Source organism: Lacticaseibacillus paracasei subsp. paracasei (assembly GCF_000829035.1).
Taxonomy (GTDB): Bacteria; Bacillota; Bacilli; order Lactobacillales; family Lactobacillaceae; genus Lacticaseibacillus; species Lacticaseibacillus paracasei.
In genome coordinates, this window is record NZ_AP012541.1 from 2,029,707 (window position 1) to 2,049,644 (window position 19,938).

At 43.3% G+C, this 19,938-nt stretch carries 17 protein-coding genes; 4 read left to right on the forward strand and 13 right to left on the reverse strand.

All coding sequences use genetic code 11. The features are described 5' to 3' along the window. Nucleotides 1-134: 134 nt before the first annotated feature. The 3 genes from LBPC_RS10075 to LBPC_RS10085 all read right to left on the reverse strand — a co-directional run bounded on the left by LBPC_RS10075 (nt 135) and on the right by LBPC_RS10085 (nt 5,777). Nucleotides 135-1,874, reverse strand: a complete 1,740-nt coding sequence (locus LBPC_RS10075) for a hypothetical protein (protein ID WP_003591285.1) — start codon at nt 1,872-1,874, stop codon at nt 135-137. Nucleotides 1,875-2,069: 195 nt separating this feature from the next. Next, nucleotides 2,070-4,151 (reverse strand): GW dipeptide domain-containing protein, encoded by a 2,082-nt coding sequence (locus LBPC_RS10080; protein WP_004559522.1) that lies wholly within the window; start codon nt 4,149-4,151, stop codon nt 2,070-2,072. A 138-nt stretch (nt 4,152-4,289) separates the two neighbouring features. Next, on the reverse strand, nt 4,290-5,777 hold the full coding sequence (locus tag LBPC_RS10085) for a glycosyltransferase family 39 protein (RefSeq protein WP_004561984.1): 1,488 nt from the start codon (nt 5,775-5,777) through the stop codon (nt 4,290-4,292). 250 nt (nt 5,778-6,027) lie between these two features. Here LBPC_RS10085 and LBPC_RS10090 point away from each other — a divergent pair, with 250 nt between their 5' ends. From LBPC_RS10090 to LBPC_RS10105, 4 genes are all read left to right on the forward strand, one after another. Continuing rightward, the gene (locus tag LBPC_RS10090; RefSeq protein WP_004561983.1) at nt 6,028-7,068 is read left to right on the forward strand and encodes an acyltransferase family protein; all 1,041 of its coding nucleotides are present in this window, start codon (nt 6,028-6,030) and stop codon (nt 7,066-7,068) included. 241 nt (nt 7,069-7,309) lie between these two features. Next, complete coding sequence (istA, locus tag LBPC_RS10095; protein WP_003663190.1) at nt 7,310-8,845, forward strand: IS21 family transposase; 1,536 nt, start codon at nt 7,310-7,312, stop codon at nt 8,843-8,845. After that, on the forward strand, nt 8,845-9,603 hold the full coding sequence (istB, locus tag LBPC_RS10100; protein WP_003663191.1) for an IS21-like element helper ATPase IstB: 759 nt from the start codon (nt 8,845-8,847) through the stop codon (nt 9,601-9,603). Before istA ends, istB begins: the two co-directional genes overlap by 1 nt. After that, entirely contained in the window at nt 9,600-9,806 is a 207-nt protein-coding gene (locus LBPC_RS10105; RefSeq protein WP_003663192.1) for a hypothetical protein, read from the forward strand. The genes istB and LBPC_RS10105 overlap by 4 nt, the downstream gene beginning before the upstream one ends. Nucleotides 9,807-10,008: 202 nt before the next feature. On the opposite strand, the gene LBPC_RS10115 is transcribed toward LBPC_RS10105, so the two are convergent. From LBPC_RS10115 to LBPC_RS10160, 10 genes are all read right to left on the reverse strand, one after another. After that, nucleotides 10,009-11,001, reverse strand: a complete 993-nt coding sequence (locus LBPC_RS10115; protein ID WP_003599319.1) for a glycosyltransferase family 2 protein — start codon at nt 10,999-11,001, stop codon at nt 10,009-10,011. A gap of 71 nt (nt 11,002-11,072) precedes the next feature. Continuing rightward, nucleotides 11,073-12,215, reverse strand: coding sequence for a non-hydrolyzing UDP-N-acetylglucosamine 2-epimerase (gene wecB / locus LBPC_RS10120; RefSeq protein ID WP_003599322.1), 1,143 nt, complete (start codon nt 12,213-12,215; stop codon nt 11,073-11,075). Between the two features lie 261 nt (nt 12,216-12,476). Continuing rightward, complete coding sequence (locus LBPC_RS10125; protein ID WP_003566356.1) at nt 12,477-13,343, reverse strand: hypothetical protein; 867 nt, start codon at nt 13,341-13,343, stop codon at nt 12,477-12,479. Between the two features lie 142 nt (nt 13,344-13,485). After that, nucleotides 13,486-14,886, reverse strand: coding sequence for a sugar transferase (locus LBPC_RS10130; RefSeq protein WP_003566555.1), 1,401 nt, complete (start codon nt 14,884-14,886; stop codon nt 13,486-13,488). Between the two features lie 130 nt (nt 14,887-15,016). Further along, nucleotides 15,017-15,757 (reverse strand): glycosyltransferase family 32 protein, encoded by a 741-nt coding sequence (locus LBPC_RS10135; protein WP_003599324.1) that lies wholly within the window; start codon nt 15,755-15,757, stop codon nt 15,017-15,019. 21 nt (nt 15,758-15,778) lie between these two features. Next, nucleotides 15,779-16,534, reverse strand: coding sequence for a glycosyltransferase family 2 protein (locus LBPC_RS10140; RefSeq protein WP_003599326.1), 756 nt, complete (start codon nt 16,532-16,534; stop codon nt 15,779-15,781). An 84-nt stretch (nt 16,535-16,618) separates the two neighbouring features. Continuing rightward, nucleotides 16,619-17,569, reverse strand: a complete 951-nt coding sequence (locus tag LBPC_RS10145; protein WP_004561980.1) for an NAD-dependent epimerase/dehydratase family protein — start codon at nt 17,567-17,569, stop codon at nt 16,619-16,621. A gap of 143 nt (nt 17,570-17,712) precedes the next feature. Beyond that, complete coding sequence (locus tag LBPC_RS10150) at nt 17,713-18,375, reverse strand: amino acid ABC transporter permease (protein ID WP_003575766.1); 663 nt, start codon at nt 18,373-18,375, stop codon at nt 17,713-17,715. Nucleotides 18,376-18,390: 15 nt separating this feature from the next. Further along, the gene (locus tag LBPC_RS10155; protein WP_003566566.1) at nt 18,391-19,035 is read right to left on the reverse strand and encodes an amino acid ABC transporter permease; all 645 of its coding nucleotides are present in this window, start codon (nt 19,033-19,035) and stop codon (nt 18,391-18,393) included. Nucleotide 19,036: 1 nt separating this feature from the next. Next, nucleotides 19,037-19,861: a glutamate ABC transporter substrate-binding protein gene (locus LBPC_RS10160; RefSeq protein WP_003566568.1), complete on the reverse strand. Its 825-nt coding sequence runs from the start codon at nt 19,859-19,861 to the stop codon at nt 19,037-19,039. Between the last annotated feature and the right edge of the window lie 77 nt (nt 19,862-19,938).

Below are 19,938 nucleotides of genomic sequence, written 5' to 3' on the forward strand. Positions count from 1 at the left end.
CGTGAGCTGGTTTCTGCGCTAGCGAGCGCATTTTATCCTAAAAATGACATTACTAAGCTTAAAAACAGCCTCGACAAGATGTATGCTGAGCAACGCATCTTACCGGGGCTGTTTTGTTTAATCAGCGCAAAGCCTTATTGCTTTACGCAAGATCGCAAAAACTGAATTAATTTCAGAAGTCCGTACCCAAAAATGCCAAGTAAACTGATACCATTAATGATCGCAGCCGCCCAGAAAAGCTTCGACGGAGCATAACCAACGACCAAATGATTCTCACCCAATCTTGGTGTCACAATCAATGCGCCAATATTGCTTCGCTTGTACTGTGAGGGCTCCAATTTTTTGCCATTTAAAAAAACGGTTGAATGCTTATAAACAATCACTGGCATAAGCGTCGATTTTCGCTTTTTAGCTTGCCAAGTGAAGTCAAGCCGACTATCTGCATCAACTTGTTTCCTGACATTTACGTGATTGTGCAGAATTTGCTGTTTGTACGCATCATAAGCGTAGAGCGTGTTTTTTACATTCGGGACAGGTAAATAATCTGGCGTGTTTTTGGTAATAACACCAAAAATGTTTGCCTGATCATATGCATGATTAAACAAGTCGCGAATCTCTGCCTGATTTTGAATGGTTGAATCAGCACTAACTGCAACCTGATCGCCTTGCCACGCTGTTGCTTTCTCGTTTACCCAGGTGTAACCATTGACTAAATTTAACCCAGCGACACTAATGAAAAGCGCTGAGAACAAGCGAGTGCGTTCCGTCTTGGCATTAATATTCAGTTTTTGAATCGATATTGTTGTACCCAGAATCATCATTGTCAAGGCGACTGGGTTGAAGCGTTGCGGAAACTGAATCGTTTGAAGAACATTAAAATGATCAGCAAGAAAGTTCCATGGAAAAAGTGGTGAAGATAGCCACAAAAACAAAAATCCATCAAGGTTAATTAGTTTTTCAACGATTTTCAGTCGTTTCCAGTTCAACGCAGCAAACACTAGCTGAAAGAGAATCATCGCTGACAAAATCAAACCCAAGTCCAGACGAGTCATGTTGCCAAGCGACAATCGCGAAGCACTGCCAAGTAAATCGGTGACTTTATATGGCATAACAAGGTGCTCGTTATGTAGCTCATAAATTGCTGCCAATGTGCTAGCATTCAAGGCAACAGCAACCCCAACGGCTGCAACGGCATCAAGTATTGTTCGCCATTTATTCTTAGCCAAATAGAGTCCCGGAATGAAGAAAATGGCGGCACTAATAACGTACAGTATAACTGTAAAGTTCTGAACCGCCATTAACGTAGCTGCTGATAAACCAAATAAAACAGGACTAATCGGCTTTTCATGATTGATCACCATGCGGATCAGCGGAATCGTTGTCAGCGGAAGTAGAGCCGCTCCCCATCCCCGCAAAGCCGAATCGGTGACATAAAACAGCACTAAAGGTGTTCCCATGTATAAAACCGCAGCAGCAAAAGCCATTTGACGCTTCACTTGGCAGTACCGAGTCAAAAAATACATACCACTTCCCGCTGTTACTAAACATAAAAAACTGGAAATGATCTCTGCTCTAAACCAAGTTTTGGCAATGATTAAGATAAAACCGTGGCAATAAGCAAACGCACTGCCATAAACCGCGTTAATAATGCGTCCTGATTGTCGAAACGAATAGAGTGACTGAAAAAAGTTGAACTTGCCGGTCTTGAGTTGCATGGCCGCTTCATAAAAACGATTCCAATGAAATTCCCAGTCGTCGCCAACTGCCAAAGCATGATAGCTTAATTGCGGTGACAGTACAATCAACGCCATGATAACAATTCCTAAAAGCCACGCAAGCTCATGCGCCCAACTCAGTTTATTTTTTTCGTGCATGTGAATCACTCCAACTTCCAACGATTATTTTCAACAAAGTATCATTTCCGAAAAAAAGTTTTCAAGACTAAATCGCTCTTTTTTTAGACACGAATTCATTAAAAAGGGCCCTGCAAGCACTAGCAATCATCTAGTAAATGCAAGACCCGTTTTACTTTCTATTTGCGACTGACAAACTGCTGGCTTGGTTTAAAGCTACCTAATAGTAAGGGCACCTTTGTCAATCCAATAAATATGGCCATCTGGGAATTGAACCTTAACGTAAGTGCCTCTATCAGTCTTTTGTTCAATTGTGGCATGAACGTTCTGACCATCATATTGCTTAGCACTGTCGTTGCCAACAAGTGTCGTAATGCTTGTATGATAAGGGCCATCAGCGTAAAGGCCGTCTACCCGTGTCTTCTGATTCACCACGGCATTATAATTAACATCTGACGTTGAAAGAATTGGACTCAATGGTGACATACTCGTCAAAGCCAATTTGTCTGTCCAATAAGTTGTGCCATTGCCAAGTCGAATCTGGACATAAGTTGATTTGGTGGATCGCGAGGTGGTGGCCTCGGCAATAACTTGTACCAACCGTCCATTTAGAGACTTGGTATTGGTATTACCGATCGCTGTCGCAGAAGATGTGTGATAAGGCCCCTCTTGATACAGCCCATCCGCTCGATGATTTTGATCAACAATGGCCAAATAGCTGACTGTCTTCGTGAGCAAAATTTTGTCGAAGCCTGCCTCATCAGCCATTTTCAAACCACGTTTATCAATCCAGAATGTTTGACCATTCGCTAAACGTATCTGATTGTAAGTCGTTCCACCCGCTCGCGTCGTAACGGCTTCAGCAATGACTTGAACGCGTTGACCATTATATCTAGGTGCATCGCTGTTGCCACCAGAAGTAAGGGCAGACGTATGATATGGACCTGATGTATAAATGCCGTCTGAGCGTCCCTTTTGTTGAATAGTCGCCGCATAATTCACTGATTTGTTAGAAACAATTTTATCAAAAGAAAGTTGAGCCGTTCCATTTTTATCAATCCAGAAAACTTTGCCATTTTGAGCGCGAACTTTCAAATAAGTACCACGGGAAGTAATTGTTTCCGCTAACACATGAACTGTCTGATTATTATACGCAACGCCATCAAAGTTAGAAATTGCCGTCGTCGCACTCGTGTGATAAGGAGCATCAGCATAGATACCGTCTTTTCGGCTATCCTGATTGACGATGGTCGTATCGTAATTCACTGCTTTTGTAGAAAGGATCGTATCGTATGAAGGCGTTTCAGGCTTAGGTGCCACGGTATTTGCCTGCGTAAAAAGCCCTGTATAGTCAATTGAAACATCAACTGGACTTGAAGCGCCTGGTAAGTATGCTAAAGAGGAATACTGCCATGCACCAAAGTCTTGATTCCATAATGAACTAGCGCTGGGTGTGTATGGGTAATCCGCAACCCAAGTCCGGTTCTTACCAACAGTAGCAATTGCAGCATTCGAATAACTATAATATTTGCCGGTATATAAAACGTGGTTATTGTATCCGCGTTTGTTCAAAGTTTGCCAAAATGCAGTTAAATTTGCGCCAACATCTCCGCTCACATCATTATCTTCAACATCTGCCACAACATTCGTTTGTTTACCAACATTTAACGAATCAAGTGTATTGGCAAAATAATTAGCTTCATTGATCGCAGCTGCCTGTGAACTAAAATGCACATAGTGATAAACCGAAATTGCCATGCCAGCATTCTTAGCATACTGAATCTGCTTACCGGCATATGGATTCTGATAGAAATTACCTTCTGACGTCTTCACTACCGCGCCTCTTACCCCAAGCGAGCGAAGTGTGTTGAAATTAGCCTGTGTCAGCCAATACTGATAAGAAGCGACATCAACGACATCGGTCCTTGGTACTGACTTGTCACCAATGGTAAAGCTCATCATCGTCAACGAATTAGCCGCAAAGGTTTGTGCATTTGCCTGTGCGCCTCCTGACGTCGCAAGCGTGCCATTACTCGAAAATGACCGCGCACGACTTGCTGGGGCAGCTGGTGCCTGTTCAGTTGTCGTTGCACCAGCAGCATTTGAATGCTGGTTCATTTCGTGAAAAGGTGCGGTTTGGTCCTGACTCGATTGCGCACTTGTTCCTGTATTTGCACTGTCATTCTCAGCAGCAGATACCGGCGTGCCTAAAACAACTTGTGAAAATAAAAGTGAAGAGGCAATCGCAGCAGTTGTCCAAAATACTTTATTCTTCAACTTTTTCTCCTTTTTCCCCATTGTTAAGCTCCTTCTTAATTAAGTTCTTTAAAACACGATCATTATACATGGACTTCTGTGCCTTTTAAAGAAACATTCTGGTGACACGTTTTGCGTTTTTGTGTCAAAGATCACTTAAACACCGCCATATCAATCAGCTCATGACAACGGGTCTGTCAAATTATCGGTAAACATTTTTCTTTGAATGATCTTCAACCAACGATAAATAACCGGCGTTGCTAAAAGGAACAAAGCATAATATTGCTCAAAGCGATACCGCGTCTGCGTTTCCATAACTATGTAAGCAAAGAAAAACATGCCATAAATCAAGGCTGGCAACAGGTAAGCGACTCGATCGATGAGAACCTTCTCAGTCACAACACGCTTAAATGTTCCCAGAACTGTACCGGCATAAATAATGATACCAGAAAAGTTTAGTGATGAAATCAACAATGAATGACGTTCAAGAAAGGCCTGATCGCCTCCGAGATTGTATTGATTGTCAACATTACCCAAAAAACTAGTAAATCGATCCATGACATCTTGAAGGTTAACGCCATGTACAAAAACACGCCGTAATTTATCAGCAGCTGCCTGTTTATATAAGCCATAGTCAAAGTGATAAGCTTTTAAATCATAATATAACTGTGATTTACGGGCACTTGTTGTATATTTTCCACTAACGCCTTTTCCGGTAAGTCCAATCAGAAACTTATAATAAGGATTCCCACCTTTGATACCGTATGGCGCAACACCTGAAATGATAAATAGTCCATTTATGATCCATCCTAGACCCCAAAATGCGGCTACAAAAGCGATAGTACCAAGTAATCTTTGACGGCTTCTGTGGTAGACAGCCTGAATCAATAGTGTGGCAGCAATCGCCATCACGACGACAACAGCGGTCGGCCGCAAAGTTTGTGCCAAAGTGATACAAGCCGCTGCCAGTAAAAGATTCTGCCAAGATTGTCGTTTTAAAATAAAATAAATGGCCGCTGCTTCTAATAAAAGTCCCTCATGTTGGTTATTGATAATGCCTGCACCTATAAATATATATGGGAAGATGGCGAATACTCCTGCGCCAAAAGTGGCTGTATGTACATCAACATACAATCTCAGAGTTTTAAACAGAATCAAAACGGTCAAGGTGATGACGATCATTTCGACGATTTTGAAATACAATAACCGATAACCAAATACTCGCATTAGCAACGATAAATAATAAGCATAGCCAATTTGAAAATTATAATACCTAAAATAGTCACTAGGCTGAGCAGCATGCTTGCCAAACGTACCATTCACGATATCTTGCGCGCCTTCTAGCAAGACCTTATAGTCACTGACCGGAACTGGACGATAGATATAGTTCCAAATTCCCAATAATATCAGAGAAATCGCGGCTAAAATGACGAGTGCCTGGCGATCTGATAATTGAATCAAACTCAATTTAAAAAGTAGGAAAACCCCACAAATAATGCCCATGCCGCCCAGAACAAAGGCAGATGTATCCCATGCAGCGCCTTGAATAATCTGGAGCTTAAATAAACACAACAGGCAAAATGAAAAAGCAATTACCAGCAGATATCTGCCAAATTTATCAATTATCTGGCTGAGTTCTTGCATAACCCTATTCATTCGATTTTCCATTCTTCACTTCTTCCTTTCAGAGCGGTGCCAAAATCGTTAATACTTCATTAGTGCCCACTTGCATCAGCAGGACGCCGCAACCGTCTATCAAACAAGCAGCCGAACGGCGATAGCTCATTCGGTGGACCCTCAGTAACTTCAACCCTCATACTAGCATGACACAATAAAAACCCTCTGATCTTTTTTTGCATGTTATACTATTTTGCGAGCATTAATGTGAAGAAAGCAACATAAATGGAGGAGTACCTGTATGGACATTATTTTGTTACCATTCATCGGACTGATCCTTGCGAGCATGCAGCAGAGTCAGAATCTCAAAAAGGGCCACTTAGGAAAAAATACCACAAACAACTTAAAGGGCATCAGCATTATTTTCATCATTCTTCACCATATTAATCAGGAACTTGGACCAGTTGCGGGTACTTTCTTCGCTTCTCGGCTATCATTGGCGGGACGGCTTGGGGTTGCAATCTTTTTCTTCGTCTCTGGTTATGGCATCATGCGACAATATCAGATCAAAGGCCCTTCTTATTTGAAGAGCTTCCTTCCACACCGGCTTCTGCCGATTGTAACGCTATACATATTAGCCATAGTTTTAATTTTCCCTATCAAACATTTTCTAATGGGCTTGACATTGAAACAAGCTGCTATTTCGATGACAAATGGCGCGCCATTTGTCAATGATAGCTGGTTTATATTAGCCATCATTTTCTTTTACTTAGCATTTTGGCTGGCAATGAAATTGTCAAAAGGACATGCGCTACCTCTGTTTGCTATTTTGCTGTTGTTGACAGCCATTTACACGGGTTACATTTGGAAAAAAGGCATGGGTGAATGGTTAATCAATGCTGCTTTTGTCTTTCCCACAGGTGTCTTATTTGCCTACTACGAAGATCGTTTTATTCCCTTTATTCAACGTTACTATTCGCCTATCATGCTCAGCACATCAACTTTATTCGCCATATGTTTTACACTTGACGAAGTTCACAGTTTAATGCGATACAGAATGCTCAGTGAGATTTTCTTCGCACTCGCCCTCATGATCATCAGCTATAAAGTTGAATGTGACAACAAACTGTTTTTGATCAGCAGCGCATGGTCCCTGAACCTATACCTATACCATCCCTTCATTGCCAGTCTCCTACACGGTAATGCTGCAATTGCTGCACACAGTGTCATCTATGGCCTACTCGTGATCATACTAAGTTACCTTGTTGCAGGCGTCATTGCCTTCATCCAAAGGAAAATAAAAACTATTCGACCAAAAGAAACAATTCCCGTAAAATCCTAACGTCAAATTGATGAAGGGATTTAATAGTTGTCGCTTTACGTTGACTCTCTGGAAAGCTTGACTTACTAGAGATGAAGACGGCATATAGCTTTACCAGGTAATGCGAAGTTTTTGACACCACTCGGCGAAAAAATTGTCCAAGGTCGGCGAAGAAATTGACCAACAATACAGAAACCTCCTGTATACTACGGGTAGCATACGTGTAAGCGCGTGCAATTCTTAAATACAGGAGGTCTTTGTAATGGCTATTCATTACCGTCAAATTCTTGAGCTTCACGCTCAAGAGCTGGTGCAGCGAGACATTGCGGCAATCACTGGGAATTCACGTCCCAAGATTTCTGAAGTTATCAAGCAAGCTGAGCTACATCAGATTAGTCCACCATTTACTGATGATGTGGATGATATTTGGTTGGAAAGCTTGTTGTTTCCTCAGAAGCAACCGATGGCAAAAGGTCGGCAGATACCCGACTTCGAAAAGATACACGAGGAATTGGCTAAGCCTAACGTCACCTTATCCCTGGTTCATTATGAATATGAGCAAGAGTGCCGACAAAATGGCACAATTCCGTATGCGTATCGAACCTTTTGCCAGTATTATCGTGCTTATGCGCAGAAATATAAGGCAACTATGCGGATCCGGCGTAAACCAGGTGAAGTGATGGAGGTCGATTGGGCGGGCTCACCTTTGCATATCGTCGATCGCGAAACTGGAGAAATCATCAAGGCATATCTGTTCATCGCTTCTTTGCCGTGTAGTGCGTACAGCTACTGTGAGGCATTTATGACTGAACAACAGGAGGCGTGGCTTACTGGACACATTCATGCGTATGAATTCTTTGGTGGTGTGACGCAATATCTGATTTCCGACAATCTCAAAACGGGTGTGACTTCGCACAAGCATAGCGAAATCATCTTGAATGAAATGTATCGAGATCTAGCCTTGCACTACGGCACAATTGTGATGCCAGCACGAGTCCGGAAGCCAAAGGATAAGCCGACTGTCGAAGGTGTTGTGGGGACAGTATCAACATGGATTATAGCAGCGCTACGAAATGAAACATTCTTTGGCCTCGAGGAATTAAATAAGGCCGTTCGCATCAAACTCAAGGAGTTCAACGAACGGCCATTCACAAAGAAATATAAACAAGGTAGTCGCCTTTCGGCGTTTCATGACGAAGAAAGCTTTGCCTTGCGACCATTACCTGTTCAAGCTTATACGATGGCCAGTTGGCGGACTGCCATCGTGCAATTAGACTACCACATCAACGTGGAAAGTCAGTTTTACTCTGTTCCTTACGAGTATATCTCATCTAAAGTGGATATCAAGGTGACGAAAGATATCGTAGAAGTTTTCTACAAAGGTAATCGAATTGCCTCCCATAAACGACTAACCGGTAAATTCGGGCAATTTTCAACCAATCACGATCATTTGCCAGCAGAACATAAACTGTTCGTCGATCATACACCTGAGAACGCATTAGCTTGGGCGGAAGAGGTTGGCATCAATACGCTTGCCGTAATGCGATATCTACTTAAATCGGCGGCAAGTGAAAAACAAGGTCTAAGTGCAGCTTTTCGATTCAAAGGCTTAGCTAGAAAATACGCAGCTATTGAAATCGAAGCCGCGTGTACGACCGTGATGAAAATTGCGACCGCACCGACGGTGTCCGTAGTTGAACGGGTTATGAAAAGTCAAAAGATTCCAGCACCAAAGACGATTAACGAACCCGACTACGGTTTTACTCGTGGTGCAGCATACTTTGGAGGAAATGACTAATGGTAAATGACGAAACTCAACGGAAGTTACGGCAGATGAAGCTTACCTCTATGGCAAATGCCTTGGAAGCACAGGAAAGCAACACAGAATATCGATCAATGAACTTTGATGATCGGTTCAAGTTACTCGTTGATGCGGCTTACGCAAGCCTTCAGTCAAATAGGCTGAATCGACTGATCAAGAGTGCAAATTTTCGGACGAATGAGCCATGTATAGCTGATATCAATTACTTGCCGGATCGTAAGTTGGATCGGAACTTGATTCAACGCCTTGCGACTGGCACGTATATTCAAGAGCACCATAACGTCATCTTAATGGGTGCTTCAGGTAACGGGAAAACATGGTTGGCGACAGCTTTGGGGATTGAGGCTTGCCATCAGTTTCATAAAGTAAAATATGTGCGTCTTCCCGAACTGATTGATGATTTGATTGTAGCGAAGCATGAGGCAAACGGTGACTTTCATAAGATTATTGAACGGTACAAGAAAGTTGAACTCTTGATCATCGATGAGTGGCTTTTGACGCCGATCAACGATGAACAAGCTCAGACTATTCTTGAGTTGATCGAATATCGAAGTCAGCGTGGTTCAACAATCTTTTGTACTCAATTCGCGCCGGAAGGCTGGCATAGTAAGCTGGGAAATCCACAGATTGCGGATGCGATCCTTGACCGAATCGTCCACGATTCTTACAAGCTCCTTATCCAAGGCGACAAATCGATGCGCGAGCGGTATGGAATCGGAGGCGAATTTGCATGATTTCAGTAGAACTGGAACAACGATTGGCGCTGTTCTATGCACATACAGACGCAATGGAAGACTGGGAAAACGTGCTTGGCGACGCACTGGTGGACATTATCTGGGAAAATAACGATAAATTGACGGATGACGAGCTTTTCGAATATGGAAAAGAAGTCATCGTGAAATACCTGGGTAAGTGCCGAGGAGACAAGCTCCCGTAAAACTGAAAGTGGCATCGCTGAAAACGCTCAGCGATGCCACTTTTGAAATTCTTGGTCAATTCTTTCGCCGAGTGGTGTCAATTTTAGCACCGAATGGGGTAAAAAAGATCGCCGAGTTGGGCAATTCGCTTCGCCGCCTTCAAGAGAGTCATTTTAATACTAACAACCAAAATCCAATGAGTCTTAAGGCCTGCCTCAGTTATTATTGAGAATGGTTTTTCTTTTCTTGCTCTTTCTCTTGAGTCTCCTCCCATGTCTGGTCACTGATAATGAAACGTGGTCGATGTTTCGTCTCCATATACGTTTTGCCAACATATTCTCCAATGACGCCAAGACTAAGTAATTGGATACCGCCTAAAAATGACACAATGCAAACAATGGATGCCCAGCCAGCAACCGTGGCCCCCTTGAATGCCATCACAGCAGCCCAGATAGTACCAATAAAGCCCAATATACTCACTACAGCTCCTAGTTCGGCAATAAAGACAATTGGCTTGATAGATAAACTTGTCACGCCATTAATCGCTAATGACACCATATTTGACAGGGGGTAATGACTCTTGCCTGCCAGTCGTTCATGTCGTTCATAATAAACTGAAGTGCTTTTAAAGCCCACCAGTGGAAACATTCCTCGAAGAAATAGATTAACTTCTTTAAAATCAGCAAGATGTTGCAATACTTTACTGCTGGCGAGTCGATAATCCGCATGATTATAAACAACATCCACGCCCATCAATCGCAAGAATTTGTAAAAGCCTTGCGCGGTCGCGCGTTTAAACCAAGAATCAGTCTGCCGATCGGATCGCACGCCATAAACAATCTCGCAACCATCTGTATACGCCGCGATCATGGCATCCATAGCGTTAATATCATCTTGACCATCCGAATCAATGGAAATCGTGATATCACAATGATCCTTAGCTGTCATCAAGCCAGCTAAGACAGCATTTTGATGGCCGCGATTGCGACTTTGTTGGATGCCTAGATAGTGAGCATCTTTTTGTGCAAATTGTTGAATCAATTCCCATGTGCGATCGTTTGATCCATCATCTACGAAAAGAACCCGACTATTCTCCTTAATTTTTTTGTCACGAATAAAGTCATTGAGTTTGGCTAAAAACTTCGGTGCCGTGATGGGCAAGACTTTTTCTTCGTTGTAACAAGGAATTACAATCCACAATGTGGGCAGTGCCATACTCAAACTTCCTCCTTAACTACTATCGCCACTACAAGATTCTGTAGTGGCGAGGATGACTGATGATTTTTCTACTTAAATGGCGCCGGACGATTTTGAATCTTACCAAAGTCATACAAGATAGCATCCAAAATTCGACGAGATGCATGACCGTCGCCATATGGATTCTTAGCTTCTGCCATTCGCCGATATTCGGTTGGATCATCCAATAATTGCAACATAGCTGTTTTAACCGTATTCGGATCAGTCCCAACTAGTTTAAGCGTGCCCGCTTCAACCCCTTCAGGCCGCTCAGTGGTGTCTCTAAGAACCAGCACTGGCTTTCCTAAAGATGGTGCCTCTTCCTGAACACCACCAGAATCTGTCATGATGAAGTAACTCCTTGCCGCCAGATTATGAAAATCAACGACATCCAAAGGATCAATCAGATGAATTCGCTTGTGGTGACCAAGAATGGCGTCTGCCGCCTCTTGAACAACGGGGTTGAGATGTACTGGATAAATAATTTCAATATCCGGATGGCTTTCAACAACTTCACGCATCACTTTGAAAACTCGACGCATCGGGTCCCCTTGATTCTCGCGACGATGCATGGTCACTAGAATCATCTTCTTATTGGGATCGATCATATCTAACACTTCGTGGTGGTAGTCATCTCGCACTGTTTGATCAAGGGCATCAATTGCTGTATTGCCTGTTACAAAGATTTGGCTTTCTGGATGATTCTCCTTCAAAAGATTTGCCTGACTTTGATTTGTTGGTGCAAAATAAAGATCACTCAAAACATCGGTCAGTTGACGATTCATTTCTTCAGGATATGGGCTGTATTTGTTCCAAGTCCGTAACCCCGCTTCAACGTGCCCAAGCTTTGTCTGCTGGTAAAAAGCCGAAATGCTTGCCGCAAAAGTGGTTGTCGTGTCTCCATGCACTAATACAATGTCCGGCTTTTCTTTAGCAATGATCTGACCCAGTTTCAAAATCACATTGCTTGTGATGTCGGCTAACGTTTGTCGTGATTTCATGATATTCAAATCATAGCTGGGTTCAATATGAAAAATCGATAATACTTGATCCAGCATTTCCCGATGCTGACCGGTTACAACGGTCACTTCTTCAAATTCGTCACTGCGGTTCTTTAGACTTAAAACGACCGGAGCCATTTTAATCGCTTCAGGGCGGGTTCCAAAGACCGTCATCACTTTAATTTTTGCCAATTTGGCACCTCATTCTTTTCAATTATTATAGAATCATTGTTGAGCAAAAGGCTCAGACCCTTTTGAACTTACGAAAAAAGTATAGCAGATTATCGAGTGGGAATCTAAATTACTCGTTAAACCACTGGCGATCACTTTATCATTTCATTCCGTTCCTGCCCACTACGTCAAGCAAAAAAAAAATCCTCTCAGAGTTAATCTCCAAGAGAATTACTTTAATCAGATTAATGAGAAGCAGTTATTGAGATAAACCAACCTAAGCTAACGTGTCGCCGTGCCTTCTTGAATCGTTTTCATTGGGTCAAGCCCAGAGATCTGATAGACTGCATTGCCTTCAGTCCAAGTGATCTGATTCTGACGGGTATTCGCGGCGGTCACAGCTAAGTCAACTGTTCCGTGTGTTTCTGGTGCCGGCAACGCATTATTTGCAAACCAGGTAACCGCTTCTTTGGCAAGAGGCAAAGGATCTTCACCGTTAACCGCTGAGGCCTTAACTGTCACAGTCCATCGTCCTTCATTCCAAGTTAAATAAGAAGAACCCGCTGCTCCCTGACTTGCCGCGTAAATGCCATCACCGATCGCGACTTGCGGCAACCCTTGAGTTGATTGAGCAGCGCCAATCTGTGCCTGAGCTTGCGCATTATTACCATAAGTCTTCTTTTGAATCGCTAATTCTGCATTCACATTTTGCAGGGTTGCATCATTATAAGCTAATGCATGACTTCCAGGACTGAAGAAAATCGAGTAATTTTGACTATCGCCAGTGGTAAAAATATTTAAGTATTGGGTTTGATCAACTTGATAAGCGCTTGGCCACTTAGGATTGCCAAGTTGCCTAAAAGTCGCCTGTTTCAAAGCGGCATAGCGCTGGTCAACGTTTGCAGTGCCACTTGTATTGGTGGTAGAGGAAGAAGCCGCATCTGCACTCTCAGTTGTGCTTGAGCTAGTCGAACTGCTGCTCTTGGAGGCTGTCTTTTTTTGCTTCTGACTTGTTGAGGCTTTCGCGGTCTTTTTGCTCGATTGAGTTGTTCTCACCGATCCACTTTTACTGCTGCTTTGACTGTTCTGGCCACACCCAGCTGTAAAAAGAAGCAATACGGCAGGTATTAATAATAGTGTCTTCTTCATCTTTATTGCCTCCCTACTTATCTACTTATATTATATGCCACTACTCTTAATAATTCACTGACAGGTCAATTAACTTTCCGAAAATAAAAAACATGGTTCCTTGGAAAAGGCAGCCATGTCAATGAACTTTTATTCACTTCAATTAACTTAAATGCGTAATGTCCTGTTCCACCACAATATCATGAAGTTTCTGACGTGGTGGTTCTGGGTCTTCATCTAACCCTTGTGAGGAAACTTTGTCAAACAATATTTTAATTGTTTGCAATAAGATACGCGCATCCAGAAAAATACTGTAGGTCTTAATATACAGCAGATCGAACTTCAGTTTACTATGATAATCAGAGGCATACTTGCCATAAACCTGAGCATAACCAGTAATACCAGCACGAACGTTATGCCGCAAGTAATAATGGGGTTCCTGCTCGTTAAACTGGTTCACAAAATAAGGTCGCTCCGGTCGAGGACCCACAATTGACATGTCACCCTTTAAAACATTAAAGATTTGGGGTAATTCGTCCAGCCGAAATTTACGCAAATACTTGCCAACCGGCGTAATTCGTGAGTCATGTGCAGTTGCCAAAACAGGGCCCGATTTTGCCTCAGCTGTAGCCGACATCGTTCGGAACTTCAGAATTTTGAACTCACGTTGGTTTAGCGTAATTCGAGTTTGCTTATAAATAATTGGCCCTGGTGAGGTCAATTTAACCAATAAAGCCGTAACCAACATAAATGGCGAGGCCAAAATCAGCATGAGAAGTCCAACAACAATATCAAAAATGCGTTTGAGAACGGCACTTTCAAATTTAATTCGAAATTGTGTAATTCCCATGACGCTTTCATCTTCAAAGTTCATAAGGTTGGGACGCAACATCAACAGGTTATCAAACGTTGAAGGCAGGAGGATCGTCTTTTCGCGCTTAATGATGATATCAATAATCTCACGACGCGTTTCATCAGGCAAGCTCTTGGTCAGATAGAAAATGTCTACCTTATCGATAATGGCTTTGGCATTCTCAACAAAATGATCAGAAATAACGTAGGTGACTTTATGCTTATTATTCTTGGCCGAATTGAAGTTTTCCAAAACTGCTGGCAGTTCATGTTCATAGGATAAAACTGCGACTTTGTAGTTACTCGTAAAGCGAATGTACATGTAATAAATGAACACCCGCCAGACACCAAGAATCAAAATGCTGAGCAGGAATGAGTACCCCAGCACCAATCGTGGAAACGCGAAAAATCGGCCCATGAAGGTGATCATCGTCAATCCCAAGATCGTAATCAATTGTGCCAAAACAGTGTTGAAGATGATGTCACTGATCCGCCGATTATAATAAACGTAAACGCCTAGGAAAAAATTAACCAATAAGAACAGCAATGAAATATAGATCGCTGATCCTTCATACATTTTAAAGTTCCACTCCGGAATGTCTACACCAAAACGCCAATAGAAGGCGAGTAGGATACTTAAATTAAAAAGACCGACATCACCAATCATCGTTAACAGCCGTTTAAAGCCATTCCACTCGGCACTCTGTTTCATACAGCAACCCTCTCAATAATTATCTTTACTTGAAAACAAGCTCACTCATTATAGCATACGTCTAAAATTTGACCGCACTGAAGGCCGGTGTCAACCTGCAACGTGCTGGATGATCAATAGCCATCAAAAATCAGCGTTGGTCAGGAATACCATCTCTTTCCGCACTCTTAATGCCTCTTCGAGCGGAAATGTCTGCCCACAAATATGGAAAGAATGTCTTAAAGATATGCTTGAATCGCCCACGAAACCCTAGATTCGCACTGCCCCAAGAATTATCGAAAAGATGTTCCATGTAATTCGCACTCCGATTTCGGCTTGCATATGTAAAGTAATCTCGAGGATAGACAAGAATCCCTGACGCTAGTTCCTGTTGTTTTCCATTCATCCGAAACTCCGGATAGAGCTTCATCAAAATTTTAGTCACCACTGGATTACTCGTCATATTTTGCATGTCATTTTGCAGTTCAGGAAATCGCCGCCCAGCATAGACATCTAAAATTTTTGCCAACAATGGTTCCTTGGCCTCGGCACCAATGAATGATGTCAAAATGCTGTTATCATATTGAAATCCCCATACCATTCTCTGCTTTAAAAATGGCGCAAGATCTTTTTTAACGATCATATCCGTATCCAGATAAAACCCACCATACTGATACAAAACCGCATAGCGCAACTCATCTGCCGCATAGCCAAGTTTACCAGCTTGAAACATTTTTTCCGAAAACGCGTATTGACTCAAGTCAAAGTTTTGATCGTTCCAGAATTTAAATTCCCAGTCCGGCAATTTCTCTCGCCATTCTTGGACACGCGCCTCAACGAAAGCAGGCGGTTTTGTCCCAAACCAGGCATAATGAATAATCTTGGGAATCATCATCTTCCTCTTTTCTGCATATCAGCGTTTGTCAGTAATGCCCATCAGCGAATAGTGAATGAAATAATACAAACTCTTGAAAAATCCTAAATGCTCATGCTGCCGATAGATTGTCCATGTCCACTGAGCAGCCTGAAGTTTATTGGAGCTTAATGAAGTCTGATGTTTCCGGTATTTAGCCAGAATCAGATCTGAAGCAAGATAGGCAACTATACCACTGCGCGCAATGGATAACCAGCAAGCGTAATCTTCATGGTTTATCTGTGGAAATGGATACTGTAAGGCAGTCTTTCGAGTCAGCATCACCGTTAACAGTCCAATACGATTACCCTTTAGCATTTCTTGATAAGTTAACTGAGTTTGCGACACTTTTCGCTGACCAACCTGAGTACCATGATCATCAACAACATCATAATTGCAGTACGAGAAATCAGCCTGATGCTCCTGCATAAAGCTAATCTGAACCTCGAGCTTTTTTGGCAACCACATGTCGTCACTATCTAAAAAGGCGACATATTGTCCTTGAGCATGCGCAACACCAACATTGCGGGCATTGGCAACTCCTTGATTCGCTGAAAGTTGAACGAGCTTAATTCTGGCATCCTGGGTCATTAACTTCTGAACAACAGCCACCGTGTCATCAGTTGATTGGTCGTCAACCACCCAGATTTCAAAGTCCTGAAATGTTTGTTGTCGTACAGATTGAATCGTGGCCGGAAGATAAGCGGCAGCGTTATACGCTGGGACAATGACAGATACGCGCGGTGCACTTTTCAAAACGGGTTTTCTCCTTATTCAAAGCAAACAACGTCTGACACTAAAATTATCAGCCACCATTGTACCATATGGCCAATCAATCTATCACTGCAATGACGCCACATACTTCGCCAACCCCTCAGCCAGCGGCGTATGCGGCATAAACTCGAACTGATCCAGCTTGTCTACCTGAGCATACGAGTCACGGATATCGCCCAATCGGGGTTCTTGATAAGTCGCGTGCAGTGTTTTGCCAGTTAACTTTTCAAGCTCTTTAGCGACCTGATTTAACGAGGTTTGCTGGCCATTTGCAACATTAAACACGTCGTCTCGGGCACTCGGTGTTTCGAGCAAACCGCGAATGGCCCGCACAACATCGCCTACATAGATAAAGTCACGTGTCTGCTCACCATCGCCGAAGAAGGTGAACGGCTTGTCGGCTTTTAACGCATCCATCATGATTGACAAAACGCCGCTGTATGGTGATTTCGGGTTTTGCTTTGGACCGTATACGTTGAAGAAGCGGGTGCAGACAACTGGCATGTTGTACAGCCGCCCATAGTTAAGAACTTCCCGTTCAGTGGCAAATTTATCCACCGCATATTGTGTCAACGGTTTAACTGCCATGGTTTCCGCTTTAGGCAATGCTGGTGAATCGCCGTAAACGGCTGCAGAGCTCGAAAAATACAGCTTTTTAAACCTGATTTGATGCGTACGCAAAGTTTCCAACATGCTAAGATTGGCCTCTTGATTCACCAAATGCGTTGCATACGGGCGCTCAACGGAATCTGCCACACTGGCAATTGCCGCCAGCAAAACGATGTAGTCAAATTTACCGTCAATCAGCAAACGGGACATGAAATCATGGTCCGTGATGCTGTGTTCATAAAAAGTCACCCGATCAGAGTCTGGAATATTTTCCCGCAGACCCATTGATAAATCGTCGACGATGGTCACGGTGTTCTTCGGGTCGGTTAATAGCAGTTCGGTTAAATTGGACCCAATAAAGCCGGCTCCGCCAGTCACTAAGTAGTTGCTCAAAATAGTTTCCTCCATTATGGTGACTTCATTTTCTTCATTATCGTATCACAGCTTCTGTCATGTCACTGCCACTTACTGAAAATGTTAGCAAAATGATAAAAAGCGCCGCTGTCTAGCGCCGCTCCTTTACTATGATATTTTTCTAAGCTACATGGATCCTAATTCGACTGCACGAGCCGCCGATCCAACCAACGACTTGCCAGTGACAAGGCATAGTTGACCACGAAGTACATCACTGCCAGCGCCACAAACATCGGGATCATATAGTTGATATTCTGCCCATAAATAATTTGCGCGTGGTAGGTTGCTTCTGGCAAGAGAATGATGGTGGCCAGCGAGGTGTCCTTGACCAGCGAGATAAACTGGCTGACGATTGGCGGAATCATTTTCTTCAAGGCTTGTGGCATGATGATATAGCGCATGGCTTGATAGAACGTGAGTCCATTGCTGCGAGCGGCTTCCATCTGGCCACGCGGCACCGCGTTAATGCCAGAACGGACGATTTCGGCGAGCATGGCCGATTCGAAAATGCTCATGGCGATAATCGCCGCAGCGACAACATTCAAGCGAATGCCAATGTCAGGTAAGGCAAAATAAGTGAAGAACAAAATCAGCAGTAATGGCAGATTTCGAATCAAATCAATCACAAAACCTACAATTGCTGAAAAATATTTAATTTTCACGTAACGTGCTAGGCCAAGAATCACGCCCAGAATAAAGCTAAAGAATATCGAGACAATCGAAACTTCCAGTGTCACCCCTAGTCCTTGAAGCAGGTAACGCAGGTTAATCCATGAATACGCGTCAATAAAATTATGCATAAGCCCTGCTCCTTTCTAGGCGGTGACCCATTTTTTCTCAAGATATCGCATCAGATAACTTAATGGCATCGTCAACACGAGGTAGAAAACCCCAACAATCAGATACGTATCAAAGGTGGAAAACGTCGTGGCGGCGATCAGTTTGCCTTGGTACATCAGGTCAAACCCAGCAACAAAAGCGAGGACAGAACTGTTCTTGACCAAGTTGATGAATTGATTGCCCAATGGCGGAATAACCATTTTAAAAGCTTGCGGGAAAATAATCTGGATCATCGCTTGATTGTACGTCATACCAATGCTACGAGCGCCTTCCATTTGCCCGCCTGGCACAGCTTCAATGCCGGCACGCACCGTTTCCGCGATGAATGCACTGGTATAAATCAGCAAACCAATCGTCCCAGCCGTAAAACCGTCAATTTTAACGATGAACTGCGGTACGATCACGTAAAAAGCCAATGTAATAACTAGCAGCGGGATATTCCGCACTATTTCAACGTAAATGCGCCCGATCACCCGCAAACTCTTGAATGGCGAAATTTCTAGGAGTGCGAACAAGGTGCCAACGATTAAACTGCCAATCAAGGCGAGAATGCTGGAAGCCAGTGTGTAACCGACACCGGACATAAAGGTTCCCCAGTTATTGGTAAGAATTGACCACATGCTATTCCACCTCCTTGAGACTGAAGCCTGGCACATCACCAAACCACTTCTTAATTAACTTGGCATAGGTGCCGTTTTGCTTAAGTTGCTTAATCGCCTTATTGACAGCTTGCACAAATGGTTTTTGACCCTTGTTGATCGCAATCCCATAAGGCTCCTTCGTAAAGGTTCCGCCTGTGACGATATAATTTGGATCTTGTTCGGACATCCCATAAAGAATGCCGTTGTCAGTCGTGAGTGCATCGCCCTGCCCTGACTTCAGCGCAGTAAAAGCCTGCGCATAATCAGACAACTGCAAAACGGTGGTATCTGGCGCGGCTTTTTTAACGTTGTCAACGGAATTGGAGCCTTGCACCCCGATGACTTTTGTCCCCTTCTTCAAGTCTTTGACGGACTTAATCGGGCTGCCTTTTTTAACCAAAATACTTTGGCCAGCGTTGAAGTAAACATCGGAAAAATCCAAAATCTTTTGACGTTCTGGCGTAATTGTCATCGTTGCAATCACCGCATCGACGTTGCCGCCTTTGATCATCGGCACCCGAGTATCACTGGTGACCTGGACCAGTTGGGCCTTGCCTTTGCTACCAAGGATCTGCTTCGTGATTGCCTTAGCCATATCGACATCAAAACCTTCAATTTTACCGGTTTTGATATCCATCAGTCCAAACAAACGGGTGTCAGCTTTAACACCCCAGACAATCGTATTTGTCGTCTTGGCAGTTGTTAAAATATCGCGATCGGCGACACTTTTGCCGCAACTACTTAGTGGCATCATTAACAACACTAAGAGCAACGGCAGGAGCATGCGTTTCCACAATTTTGCCATTCAACTTCCTCCTCTTTAAACGCGATCGCTGGCGTAGAAATCTGCGCATAAGGATCTTGATCATGGTGGCCAAGGCC